Here is a 12,784-nt window from a genome sequence, read left to right as displayed (position 1 = left end):
TTAGAACTCGTGGTCGCGGAGGTCGTCGTGCGTCGCGCCGTTCGAAATTTTCTCCCCGATGAGCAGTTCCTCCGAGAGCAGCGACTCCGCCGTCTCCGCCACCGCTTCGGCGTGCTCGCTCGGCACGACGACGACACCGGTCGCGTCCGCCACCACGATGTCGTCGCGCTCCACTGTCTGTCCGTCGAGCGTGAGCGGGTCGTTCGTCGCCGCGACCCGCATCCGGCGCTGGCCCGTCAGCGGCGTTGTTCCCGAACTGAACACGGGGAACTCGCCCGCACGGATTTCGTCCGCGTCCCGGACGCGACCGTTCGTTACGACGCCCGCGACACCCGCGCCAGCCCCGAGACGGGACGCCATCCCGCCCCAGCAGGAGAGGTCGCTGGGGCTGTCCATCACGAGCATGCGGTCGGGTTCCATCGCGTCGAACATCGCGTTCGGGAAGTTCGTCGTATCGTCGGTCTCGACGCGCTCGAACCGAACCGTCGTCGCCCGCCCGACGGCCGCGTGTGTGGGTGAAACCGGCGTGATGTCGGTGATGACACCCGTGACGCCGTGCTGGTCGAGCGCGTCGGACACGAGACTCGTATCGAACTTCCGGTAGCGGGACGTGATATCGTCCATACGCCCTCCTCACGACACGGTCCCTTCAATCTAGTGCGCGGGGTAGAGAAAGGACTAAGCGTGCCCGGCCTGGGGCTTGTGTATGGACCGCACGGGAAGCGACTACGTTCTCGACGCACTCGCGAGTGAAGGCGTCACGGAGCTGTTCGGCCTCATCGGCGAAGGAAACGCGCACTTCCTCGACCGAACCAGCGACCACGACATCCCCTTCCGATACGCCCGCCACGAACAGGTCGCCGTCTCGATGGCGGACGGCTACGCCCGCACCACCGGCAACGTCGGCGTCTGCACGCTCACACACGGCCCCGGCGTCACGAACGGCGCGACCGGCCTCGCCATCGCCGAAAGCGACAACATCCCGCTCGTCGTGCTCGTCGGCGACGTAGACGGCCCCGGCCACGAGAACTCGCTCCAATACCTCGACCACCTCGCGTTCACGGACAAGATCACGGTCTACGGCACTCGCGCCGCGTCACCCGCTGAACTCCCCGGCACGCTCGCAACGGCGTTCGACACCGCGCGCACCGAGCGCGGCCCCGTCGTCGTCGAACTCCCCGGGAGCGTGCAGGAGGCAGACGCGCCCGCCGAGGACTACCACCCCATCGACCGACCGTCCCAGCAGGTCCGCCCCGACGCCGACCGCCTCGCGGACGCTGTCGACCTGCTCGCGGACGCTGACGCGCCGCTCGTCCTCGCCGGCGGTGGTGCCGGTCCGTACGGGGACGCCGTCGCCGACCTCGCCGAGCACGTCGGCGCACCCATCGTCACGACGTTCTACGCGAAGGGCATGCTCGACGACGACCACCCGTATCTCGCGGGTATCGGCGGGACGTTCATGACGCCCGCCGCCGGCGAAGCCGCCGACGCCGCGGACGTGGTGCTCGCGCTCGGCGCACAGCTCTCGGGGAAGACGACGCGGTACGGCGCGCTCTACGACGACGCCGACGTCATCCAGGTGGACATCGACCACGGCGCCATCGCCACGCACACCGACCCCGCCGTGAAGGTCGTCGGGGACGCCGAATCCACCGCACTCGAACTCAGCGAGTGTCTCCCCGCGAACCCCGAGCGCGCCGCCGACGTTCGGGACGCTATCGCGACCGCGGACGACCCGCAGACGGGGCCGTTCCACGCGACGGACGAGACGGTCGATCCGGCCGAACTCACCGTCGAACTCGCCAACATGCTTCCCGGGGACGAGGTCGTCACCGTCGACTCCGGGAACAACACGGGGTTCCCGCCGGTCTACCACGACCTCGACCGCGGCGGCCGCATGCTCGCGAACGGGAACTTCGGCACGATGGGGTACGCGCTCCCCGCCGCGCTCGGCGCGAGCGTCGCCGACGACAGCACGCCGTCCGTCTGCTACATCGGCGATGGCGCGTTCCTGCAGGTGATTCAGGACATCGAGACCGCAGTCCGGTTCGACCTCCCGGTGCTCGTCGTCGTCTACAACGACGAGAGCTACGGCATCATCCGCCACCGCCAGCAACTCGACTTCGACCGCGCGACCGCCGCGGAGTACGAGAGCGCGGACTTCGCTGCCATCGCTCGCGGGTTCGGCGCGAAGGGCGTCACCGTCCGCGACATCGACGACCTCGACGCGGTCGCGGACTACCTCGAGGACCCGAACGGCCCGATGGTCGTGGACGCGCGCACGAACCCCGCCGTCTCCCGGCCCGGGTTCCCGCCGTACTGAGTACTCGACGGATTTAACTACGCGACCGCGACAGGGTACGGCATGCCACGAATCGAACAGGACGCACTCGTCGACTTCGTCGCCACCTTGGTCGACGAACTCGGTGCTGACTCCGACGAAGCGACCAAGGTTGCGTCCTCGCTCGTCGCGGCGGACGCCCGCGGCCACCACTCACACGGCGTCCGCGCGCTCCCCGCGAAGTACTATCCCGAGATTCAGGACGACAAGATACGGCCGGCAGCGACACCTACTCGTCTGGATACGGGCGCGTTCTCCGGGCGCGTCGAGGGCAACCAGGGGTTCGGCCAGCTCGCCGGCCGGCACGCCACCGACCTCGCCGTCGAGACGGCCGCCGAACACGGCATCGGCGTTGTGGGCGTCGACGGCGTCTCCCACATCGGCCGCATCGGTGAGTGGGTTGAACGCGCCGTCGCCCACGACATGCTGTTCGCGGCGTTCGTCTGCAACCCCGGCAGTCAGTACGTCGCGCCCGCGGGGAGCGCTCAGCCCCGGCTCTCCACCAACCCGATCGCGTTCGGCGTCCCGACCTACGACGCTCTGCCGTTCCCGCTCGTGCTCGACATCGCCACCAGCCAAGTCGCCCACGGGAAGGTCCGCGAGTACGCCGCGAGCGACGACACCGTCCCCTCGAACTGGCTCGTCACTGATGACGGCACGTCGCTCCGCGACGCCGGCGCGTTCATCGACGGCGACGATGGCGCAATCCTCCCGCTCGGCGGGTTCACCACCGGCCACAAGGGGTTCGGGCTGTCCGTGATGATGGAACTGTTCGCGTCCATCCTCAGCGACGGCGCGATATCAGGTGCGGACGGTGACACGTGGGGGAACACGGCCGTTTTCGTCGTCATCGACCCAACCCTTCACACGACCCAGGATGGCGTCGAGGAACGCGTCGAGACCTTCACCACCTATCTGCGCGACACCGACTACTCCGCGCCCGTCAGCCCCGGCGACGCCGCCAGCGGCGACCGTGGGCTTCTCCCCGGGGAAGCCGAACACCGCGCGCTCCGCGACACCCGCGAACACGGGGTCGATATCGTCGACGTGGACGCCGCATTGCTCCGCGAACTCGCCGCCGAACTCGACCTCTCGGACGCCGTTCCGGCCGCGCTCGACGCCTGAAGACTCCCCGACGACATCCGTTTCACCCCAACACTTACGCCGCGGGTTTCCGAACCGGCTACCACAATGGAGCTAGCCTTCTCCGAACAAACCCAGATGCTTCGCCGCGAGATACGGCGGTTCGTCGACGACGAGTTCCGACCGATACTCAACAGCGTGGACGAGAAAATCGAGCGCTACCACGACCTCGACCCTGAGAATCCCGAACTCACGGACAACGTCCGTCCGCATCCTATCAAGATACCGAGCGAGGACCGCGAACGACTCCGTGAACGCGCGAAGGACGCCGGGTTCTGGGCGATGGGCGTCCCCGAGGAGTACGGCGGCGGTGGACTGAGCCTCGTCGAACGCTGCGTCGTCCTCGAAGAACTCTCGAAACACAAGATGGGGCTCTACCAGCCCGGACTCGGCGTCATCGAACTCGGCCCCGGTCTCACCGTCGGCGAACCGACCGCCTACCTCGACAGCGCGAACGAAGACCAGATCGACCGGTTCTTCCAGCCGTGCATCGACGGCGACGCACAGAGCTGTTTCGCGCTCACCGAACCCGCCGCCGGCTCCGACCCCCGTGGAATGGAGACGCGGGCGGAACGGGACGGCGACGAGTGGGTGATTAACGGCACGAAACACTACATTTCGTGGGCGGGCGACGCGGACTTCCTCATCCTGTTCGCCCGCACGAAACCGAAAACCGACGACATCAACGACCACGGCATCACGACCTTCCTCGTCCCCGCGGACGACCCCGGAATCTCGATGCGGTCGATTCCCGTCATCCGCCCCGAGTACCCATTTGAAGTCACGATTTCGGACGTTCACGTTCCCGCGGAGAACGTGCTCGGCGAGGTCGGCGAGGGCCTCGGAATCGCCAAGGAGTGCCTCGGCGAATCCCGCGTCCTGTACGCCGCGAACTGCCTCGGCCCCATCCAGGAGTCGATCGAGATGGGGATCGACTGGGCGAACGACCGCGTCGTTGGCGGTGATCCGCTCGCCAGCAAGCAGGCCGTCCAGTGGAAGCTAGCGAAGTCCGCGGTCGACTATCAGTCCGCGAAGTACGCCGTCTACCATGCCGCCGACGCGTACGACGACGGCGACGACATCCGTCACGAGTCCTCGATGGCGAAGTACCGCGCCACCGAGACGCTCTGGGAAGTCCTCGACCGCATGGTACAGATACACGGCGGAATGGGTGTCGACGCAGACCTCCCCCTCGAACGCTGGCTCCGCGAGGCACGCGTCCGCCGCATTGGCGAGGGCCCGACTGAAATCCACCTCAAAACCATCGCCCGCAACCTCCTCCGGGGATACGAGGACGTCGACCCGCTCCCAATCGAATAGGGCATCGGGGGATTCATACGCCACGTTTCCGTCGGTGTTTCGTATGTCGCGACTTCCGATGCGCGAGCAGGCGGACCTGCCGGACGACTACCAGTACTTGCTCTCCGAGGACGCGATGGGCGAACTCAACCTCCTCTGCGTGATGGCGAACAACCCGGACGTTCTCCAAGCGTACATGCGGTACGGCTCCGCGCTCTGGAGCGACGCTGGCCTGAACGGCGCCGACGTGGAACGCGTCATTCTCGCCGTCGCACGCGAACTCGACGCCGAGTACGAGTGGCACCAGCACTACCCAATCGCGCGCAGCGAGGGCGTGCCACCCGGAGAGATACGCGCGCTGGCGGACGGAACCACGGACGCACTCTCAGAACGCGTCGTCGCGCTCACGACGTACGCCCGTGCTGTCGCTACGGACGACGTGGACGACGCCGTGTTCGCGGCCGCACGGGAGTTCCTCGACGACGCCACCGTCGTCGGCGTGACACTGCTCGCAACCCACTACCTCGCCACCCAGCGCTTCCTCAGTGCACTCAGCGTTCCGATTGAGGACGAGTCGTTCATCGGTTGGACGCCCTAGACCTGAGAAGGACTATAGGCCCCCTGGGCGAACCCGTCTGGTATGGCAGACCGCGTACTCGTCGACCGAACGGACCGTGTCGCCACCATCACCGTCAACCGACCGGAGAAGAACAACGCGATGGACGTTCCGACGCGAAAGGCGCTCCGGGACGCGTTCGAGGAGGTCGCGCACGACGACTCGCGTGCCGTCGTGCTCCGCGGCGCCGGGGACGGCGCGTTCATCGCGGGCGGCGACATCGACTCGTTCGCGGAGTTCGACCACATGGACGCTCTGGAGTACGTCACCGAGTACGCGCAGGGACTCTACAACTACGTCGCCGACCTCCCGAAACCCACGGTCGCGGCGGTCGACGGACCTGCGCTCGGTGGCGGCACCGAACTCGCGCTCGCCTGTGACATCCGCCTCGCGTCCGAGGACGCGCTGTTCGGGCTTCCCGAGGTCACGCTCGGCGTCATTCCCGCCGGCGGCGGCACGCAACGCCTCGTGCAGGCCGTCGGCGTCGGGATGGCGAAAGAACTCGTCCTCACCGGCCGCACCGTCAAACCCGGGGAGGCGGACGACATCGGACTCGTGAACCACGTCTACGAGCGCAATGCGTTCGAGGACGCGGTCGACACGATGGCCGACCGTCTCACGAGTCAGGCGCCGGTCGCACAGCGCCTCGCAAAGGAGGCGATGAACCGCGGCCTCGACCAAGAGGCAGGCCTCGACCTCGAACGGCTCGCGGGCGCGTTCGTGTTCGAGACGGACGACGCCGCGGAAGGGATTGACGCGTTCCTCGAAAACCGGGACGCGGAGTTTACGGGCCGCTGACTGGCCTGTCTTGGCTCGGCAAAAAGTACGTCGTGAATTAGTCGCGGGAGGCCTCGGTGAGGCTGTCGTCCCACGCGTCGTTGTCCTTGTAGTACTGGGCCGCGCCTGGATGGATGTCGAACGCGCCGACCGCGGACGCGTGCATGTCGCTCGTGGATTCGAAGCCGACGAACTGGGGTGCGGTGTCCTTCACCGCGCTGTTGTGCTCGTCCACGATTCGACAGAGTTCGTAGACAGCGTCGTCGCTCGCGGTCGGATTGAACATGAAGTTACACTGGATGTCCCAGGTGAACAGACTGTTCGTGCCGATGTCCTGGTCCGCGAGCGGCATGTTGCCGTACTCGATGGTGGACGTGCCGGCACCGTCGTACGCGGCCGCGGATTCTTTGAGTGCGTCCGTCGGTTCGACGTAGTGGACGTCGATGCGGGACGCGATCTGGGTAACCCAACCGGTGTAGCCCGCGCCCGGTGCACCGTACGCGATACAGGCGTCGATTTCGCCTTCTTCCATCGCGCCGGGGGCGTCCTCGACGCTGAGGTCGACGATGTTCATCTGGTCGTAGACGTCCGCCGTGGGTTCCTGCGACCAGACGTCGATGGATGTCGCGCGCGTGGAGTAGCCGGGTTCTGCGGGGTAGACGTTCTTGCCGGCGAGGTCGTCGAACGTCTCAATATCCGTGCCGTCACGCGCGACGATGTAGATGTTGTAGGGGAACCCGTAGAAGCCGTACCACGGGATGCTGTCGACGCCCTGCTCGGAGAACGACCCGCGGTCGTTGGCTGCTTTGACGAGCGAGTTGTTGTCCGTGATACCGGAGTTGAACTGGCCCTGGGCCATCCGGCGGATGGTGCCGATGAATCCGGGACTCTCGACTGTCGCGTACTCCAGGCTGTCGCTGTTGTTCGTCGCGACTTGTTCGACTGCGAGACCGATTTCTTTCGTTCCGCCGGCGGACGTGCCGACGCGAAGCGACATGTCGCTGTCGCCGCCGCCACTCGCACATCCGGCCAGTCCGAGCGCGCCAACAGCGGCTGTTCCATACAAGAATTCCCGTCGGTCGATGGATTGCTCTGCCATAGACGTTCATCAGCGTTCACCGCGTGTGGTAATAACTTTCCCTTGGTTACTGTTACCACTCATAGAAATTTAGGAATGGGTTTTGTACATATCACCTTATATCCAATCGTGTCCGCCGCCCACGCGCCCGCTCACCGCAGAAAGAGTTATTGTGGCGTGTTCTCCCATACCAGTATGGCCGACATCGAGAGCTACGACCAGTTCATCGACGGCGAATTCGTGCCATCTGACGGTGCCGAACGCGCCGATGTCGAGTTCCCGTACAACGGCGAAACTTGGGCTAGCGTCCCGCTCGGCACCGCCACCGACGTCGACCGTGCCGTCGATGCTGCCCGCGACGCCTTCGAACGCGACGATTGGGCCGGCCTCCACCCGAGCGAACGCGCCAGCCTCCTCCGCGATGTCGCCACCGTCATCGACGACCACGCAGACGAACTCGCGGAACTCGAAACCCGACAGAACGGCAAACTCATCCGCGAGATGAACGGCCAAATGAACTCGCTCGGCGACTGGTTCCGATACTACGCCAGCCAGTGCGAAACCCGCGAAGGCGACACCATCCCCGTCGAGAGCAAAGACGGCGAGATGTTCAACTATGTCGTCGAGGAACCCTACGGCGTCGTCGGCGCCATCACTCCCTGGAACTCCCCGCTTCTCCTCACGACGTTCAAACTCGCGCCCGCGCTCGCCGCCGGCTGCACGTTCGTCCACAAACCCAGCACGCAGACGCCCGTGAGCGCGCTCCGCCTCGCCGACCTCCTCCACGAGGAAGCCGGCCTCCCCGCCGGCGTCTACAACGTCGTCACCGGCGGCGGCAGCACCGTCGGCGACGCCCTCGTCAACCACGACGGCGTCGACAAAGCCTCCTTCACCGGCAGCACGGGCGTCGGCCGGCACATCGGGAAATCTGCGGGTGAGAACCTCATCCCCGCCTCCCTCGAACTCGGCGGAAAGAGCCCGAACATCGTCTTCGACGACGCGAACCTCGACAACGCCATCAACGGCGTCATCAAGGGCATCTTCGCTGCAACCGGCCAGACCTGTCTCGCGGGCTCGCGCGTGTTCGTCCACGAGGATATCGCCGACGAGTTCGTCGAACGACTCACCGAACGCGCCCGCGACATCGACCTCGGCGACCCCCGCGACCCCGAGACCGAGATGGGACCAGTCGCCTTCCGCGACCAATGGGAGACTGACCGCGAGTACATCCAGACCGCGCTCAAAGAGGGTGCAACCCTCCGATTCGGTGGCCACCAGCCCGACGACCTCCCCGGAGAGTGCTTCCTCGAACCCACCATCCTCACCGACGTAGAAAACGACATGACCGTCGCCCAAGAGGAAATCTTCGGCCCCGTTGCCAGCGTCCTCACCTTCGACGACACGGACACCCTCATCGAACGCGCGAACGACACCGATTTCGGGCTCGCTGCGGGTATCTGGACCGAGGACTTCCGGAAAGCCCACCGGGTCGCCGACGCCCTCGAAGCCGGCACCATCTGGATCAACGAGTACCGCACCCTCACCTACAACTCGCCCTTCGGCGGCTACAAGGACAGCGGCCTCGGCCGCGAAAACGGCCACGAAGGCCTCGAAGAATACCTGCAGACGAAGAGCGTCTGGGTTGACCTCGCCGGCGAGGTCGACGACCCGTTCACGCTCGGCTAACCCACGCCCGTCCGGCGTTGTCGATACCCGTACGCCTTTCACCCCGTACGGAGAACGTCGCCCCAATGACATGGGTCGGCAGGCTGTTCGGGCGGAACGCGAGCATGGTCCACGACGACGAGTTCCGCCTCCTTCTCGCGGCGAACGCCATCGGCGCGCTCGGCACCGCACTCGTCTCTCCCCTCCTGAACTCGCTCACGGGACCGTTCGGCGTGTCCGGCGCCGAAATCGGCCTGCTCGTCACCGCCGTCGGCGCGCCCTCCATCTTCCTCATCCCGATTTCGGGCGTTATCGCCGACCGCATCGGACGGAAACCCGTCCTCATCACCGGTCTCATCCTGTTCGGCAGCGCCGGCGCAGCCATCGCCCTCACAACCGACTTCACCGTCGTACTCGCCCTCCGCGCGCTTCAGGGCGTCGGGTTCGCGGGCATCACCCCCATCATCATCACGTCCTTCGGCGACCTCTACGCCGACGACACCGAAGCCACCGCGCAGGGCATCCGGTTCGGCGTCACTGGTCTCTCCCAGGCCGTCTTCCCTGCTATCGCGGGTATCGTCGTCGTCGCCGCCTGGCAGTACCCCTTCTTCATCTACGCACTCGCCCTCCCCATCGCCGCCCTCGTCTGGCTGTTCTTCGACGAACCCGCCGACGACGGCCGCGATCCCGACAACGAAGCAGCCGCCGAGACGGGATACGGCCGCGGACTCGCCCGGCTCGCCGCCCACCCGCACGCCGCCGCGTACCTGGTCGCGCGCGCCATCGTCGCGATGCCGTTCTTCGCCTTCCTCACCTACAACTCGCTCGTCATCGGCCGCATCCAGGGCGGGTCAGCGAGCCAGGCCGGTCTGCTCGTCGCCGCGTTCAGCATCGTCTACGCGGTCACGTCGACGCAGGCCGGCCGCATCACCGCGTGGTTCGACCACGACGCCATCCCGCTGGTCGGCGCGAACGTCCTGCTCGGCGGCGGCCTCGCGACGTTCGCGCTCACGTCCGCCGTCCCGCTCGCCGTCCCCTCGGTCGTCGCGATGGGTGTCGGCGTCGGCATTACGTTCTCGCTCTACCGCAGCATCATCACTGGTGTCGCCCCACCCAGGTTCCGTGGCGGCCTCGTCAGCCTCTCCGAGTCGGGCGCGCGTGCCATCGCTACCCTCACGCCCGTCACCATCGGCGGCCTCCTCGCCGTCCTCGAACCGTCGCTCGGACGCGCGAATGCGCTCCGCTGGATTCTCGTCGGTGCGGGCGTCGTCGCCGTGTTCGTCGGCGTCGCGAGCGTCCTCCTCGCTCACGCCACCAGCGCCCCCGAGGGCGCCACCGCGTACTCGGCCGACTAACGCGAACGATTAACTCGGCCCGCCCACTGGACTGCGTATGGACCTCGATATCGAGGGGAACGCAGCGCTCGTAACGGCATCCAGCAGCGGCCTCGGAAAGGCATCGGCGGAGGCGCTCGTCCGGGAGGGCGTGAGCGTCGCCATCAACGGCCGCCGCCCGGACGTTCTCGAAACCACCGCCGACGAACTCCGCGACATCGCACCGGCCGGGACGACCGTTCTCCCCGTCCCGGGCGACCTCACCGAGCCGGAGGATATCGAGAACCTCGTGCAAACGACGGTGGACGAGTTCGGCGGTCTCGACCACCTCGTCACGTCCGCCGGCGGCCCGCCCTCCGGCCCCTTCGTGGAGACGACGGACGAGGATTGGTACGACGCGTACGACCTGCTCGTCATGAGCGTCGTTCGCACCGTCCGCGAGGCTGCGGACCCTCTTCGGGCGGGTGCCGGCGGCACCATCGTCAACATCACCTCGCGCACGGTCAAGGAGGCAGTCGACCAGATGGTGCTCTCGAACGCCGTCCGCATGGGCGTCATCGGCCTGGAGAAGACGCTGTCGACGGAACTCGCGCCCGACGTGCGTGCGAACGCCGTCCTCCCCGGGTCGCACGAGACTAGCCGCATCACCGACCTCATCGACCAGGGTGTCGAACGCGGCGACTACGACGACTACCAGGACGGCCTCGACGACCGCGTTACCGAAGTCCCACTCAACCGCCTCGGCACCACCAGCGAGTTCGGCGCGGCCGTCGCCTTCCTCTCCTCACCCCGCTCGGGCTACATCAACGGCGCCGCCATCCCCATCGACGGCGGATCGATGAACGCCAACCTCTAACCGTCGTACACGCCGGGATTAACGACGGTGTCCGGCCGCCCACCCCCGAGCACGGTTTCGACTTTCTCCGCCGCGAGCCGCGCCCCACGTTCGAGATAGCCGTCGGTCACACCCGCGACGTGCGGCGTCGCGATGACGTTCGGGTTCGCGAGCAACGGATGGTCGGCGGCCGGCGGCTCCGCCGACAGCACGTCCACGACCACGCCCGCGAGCCGGTCGTTCTCCACGGCGTCGACGAGCGCGTCCTCGTCCACGACGCCGCCACGCGCGACATTGATGAGGTAGCCGTCGTCGAGCGCCGCGAGTTCGTCCGCGCCGATGAGGTTCCGCGTGTCGTCCGTCAGCGGCGCGTGCAGCGACACCAGCTCCGCGCGCTCCACGAGCGCCTCGATACCAACGAGCTCGACGCCCGCCGCCTCAACCTCCTCGCGCGAGTGCCGGGGGTAGATGCGGGAGTCGGTTCGGTCGCCCGCGACGTACGGGTCGTACCCCAGTACGGTCGCGCCCTCCCCGCTCGCGCGCTGCGCCACATCGAACCCAATCGTGCCGAGGCCGACAACGCCGACCGTCGTTCGACCGAGCTCTCGGCCCATGCTCTTCGCCGCCTGCCACTCGCCGCTCAACGTGCGTTGGTGAATCCCGAGAATGTTCCGCAGCAGCATCGTCATCGACGCCATCGTGTACTCGACGACCGCCGGCCCCGGCGCACCCGGCGAGTGCGTGACGACGACGCCGTGCTCCGTCGCTGCGTCCAGGTCCACGCGGCCGTACCCCGACCCGTACACGGCGAGCACCTCCAGGGACGACGCGCCCGCGAACAGCGCGCGGTCGGCGACCCCCGGCCGCAGCACGAGCGCGTCGTGCCCGTCCGCCGCCGCGGCAAGTTCCGCACCCGACCCGCGTTCCAGGCCGTCGGCGTCGATTTCGTACGTCTCGACGGTCCAGTCGTCCGGAAGGGCCGCGGTCAATACGTCTGCACGGACGGGACGCGATTCGCTGGTCGTGACTAACACCGACTGCATGCTCCCTCAGCGTTCCCGGACCAGTATGAAGATTTGGCTCGCTGGCGGCGCTGGACTTTTGTAGTGTAGTCGTGATTTCAGAGGCATGTCAACAGCCGACGCCGTTCGTCTCGGCAGCGGCGCCGGATACGCCGGCGACCGCATCGAACCCGCCGTCGAACTCTCCCAAGACCCCAGCCTCGACTACCTCGTGTTCGAGTGCCTCGGCGAGCGCACCGTCGCGTTGGCCGAGGAACGCCGCGAGCGCGATGACCCCGGCTACAATCCGCTTCTCGTGGACCGATTCGACGCAGTCCTCGAGAACTGCGCGCGAAACGACATCACCGTCGTCACCAACATGGGGGCCGCGGACCCGGACGCCGCCGCGGAGCGCACGACCTCGCTTGCCGCTGACGCCGGCCTCGACGGCCTCCGCGTCGCCAGCGTCACCGGGTCGAAGGTCGGCTTCGATTCGCTCGAATCGACGACGTTCGATGGCGAGCCGACCGCGGCGTACCGCGACCGGACGCTCGCCGCCCACGCCTACCTCGGCGCCGACCCAATTCGTGAGGCGCTCGACGCGGACGCTGATGTCGTGCTCACGGGCCGTGTCGCGGACTCCTCGCTGTTCCTCGCGCCGCTCCTCCACGAGTTCGACTGGTCGTTCCCGCACG

General features: G+C 67.1%; 12 protein-coding genes. 9 read left to right on the top strand and 3 right to left on the bottom strand.

The annotated features are described in order from the left end of the window. Positions 1–624: an RraA family protein gene (locus ACOZ4O_RS00060; protein WP_424523327.1), complete on the bottom strand. Its 624-nt coding sequence runs from the start codon at positions 622–624 to the stop codon at positions 1–3. Positions 625–706: 82 nt separating this feature from the next. On the opposite strand from ACOZ4O_RS00060, the gene ACOZ4O_RS00055 reads away from it, so the two are divergent. The 5 genes from ACOZ4O_RS00055 (at position 707) to ACOZ4O_RS00035 (ending at position 6,197) form a co-directional block, all read left to right on the top strand. Further along, the gene (locus ACOZ4O_RS00055; RefSeq protein ID WP_424523326.1) at positions 707–2,323 is read left to right on the top strand and encodes a thiamine pyrophosphate-binding protein; all 1,617 of its coding nucleotides are present in this window, start codon (positions 707–709) and stop codon (positions 2,321–2,323) included. A 42-nt stretch (positions 2,324–2,365) separates the two neighbouring features. Continuing rightward, the gene (locus ACOZ4O_RS00050; RefSeq protein ID WP_424523325.1) at positions 2,366–3,466 is read left to right on the top strand and encodes an Ldh family oxidoreductase; all 1,101 of its coding nucleotides are present in this window, start codon (positions 2,366–2,368) and stop codon (positions 3,464–3,466) included. 66 nt (positions 3,467–3,532) lie between these two features. Beyond that, on the top strand, positions 3,533–4,804 hold the full coding sequence (locus tag ACOZ4O_RS00045) for an acyl-CoA dehydrogenase family protein (protein ID WP_424523324.1): 1,272 nt from the start codon (positions 3,533–3,535) through the stop codon (positions 4,802–4,804). A gap of 43 nt (positions 4,805–4,847) precedes the next feature. Then, positions 4,848–5,381 (top strand): carboxymuconolactone decarboxylase family protein, encoded by a 534-nt coding sequence (locus ACOZ4O_RS00040; protein ID WP_424523323.1) that lies wholly within the window; start codon positions 4,848–4,850, stop codon positions 5,379–5,381. Positions 5,382–5,423: 42 nt separating this feature from the next. After that, positions 5,424–6,197 (top strand): enoyl-CoA hydratase/isomerase family protein, encoded by a 774-nt coding sequence (locus tag ACOZ4O_RS00035; RefSeq protein WP_424523322.1) that lies wholly within the window; start codon positions 5,424–5,426, stop codon positions 6,195–6,197. 37 nt (positions 6,198–6,234) lie between these two features. Here ACOZ4O_RS00035 and ACOZ4O_RS00030 read toward each other — a convergent pair whose 3' ends face one another. After that, positions 6,235–7,275, bottom strand: coding sequence for a TAXI family TRAP transporter solute-binding subunit (locus ACOZ4O_RS00030; protein WP_424523321.1), 1,041 nt, complete (start codon positions 7,273–7,275; stop codon positions 6,235–6,237). A gap of 174 nt (positions 7,276–7,449) precedes the next feature. On the opposite strand from ACOZ4O_RS00030, the gene ACOZ4O_RS00025 reads away from it, so the two are divergent. From ACOZ4O_RS00025 to ACOZ4O_RS00015, 3 genes are all read left to right on the top strand, one after another. Next, positions 7,450–8,940, top strand: a complete 1,491-nt coding sequence (locus tag ACOZ4O_RS00025) for an aldehyde dehydrogenase (protein WP_424523320.1) — start codon at positions 7,450–7,452, stop codon at positions 8,938–8,940. Positions 8,941–9,005: 65 nt separating this feature from the next. Further along, positions 9,006–10,274, top strand: coding sequence for an MFS transporter (locus tag ACOZ4O_RS00020; protein WP_424523319.1), 1,269 nt, complete (start codon positions 9,006–9,008; stop codon positions 10,272–10,274). A 37-nt stretch (positions 10,275–10,311) separates the two neighbouring features. Then, positions 10,312–11,109, top strand: a complete 798-nt coding sequence (locus ACOZ4O_RS00015; protein ID WP_424523318.1) for an SDR family oxidoreductase — start codon at positions 10,312–10,314, stop codon at positions 11,107–11,109. Here ACOZ4O_RS00015 and ACOZ4O_RS00010 read toward each other — a convergent pair. Beyond that, positions 11,106–12,131: an NAD(P)-dependent oxidoreductase gene (locus ACOZ4O_RS00010; protein WP_424523317.1), complete on the bottom strand. Its 1,026-nt coding sequence runs from the start codon at positions 12,129–12,131 to the stop codon at positions 11,106–11,108. The two genes, ACOZ4O_RS00015 and ACOZ4O_RS00010, sit on opposite strands and share 4 nt — an antisense overlap. Before the next feature lie 85 nt (positions 12,132–12,216). On the opposite strand from ACOZ4O_RS00010, the gene ACOZ4O_RS00005 reads away from it, so the two are divergent. Next, the coding region (locus ACOZ4O_RS00005) for an acyclic terpene utilization AtuA family protein (RefSeq protein WP_424523316.1) at positions 12,217–12,784 on the top strand (568 nt) is incomplete at its 3' end.

It is taken from the genome of Salarchaeum japonicum, from assembly GCF_049705945.1.
Taxonomy (GTDB): Archaea; Halobacteriota; Halobacteria; order Halobacteriales; family Halobacteriaceae; genus Salarchaeum; species Salarchaeum japonicum_A.
Note: the sequence above shows the minus strand (reverse complement) of the source record. Positions and strands in the feature narration are given on the sequence as shown.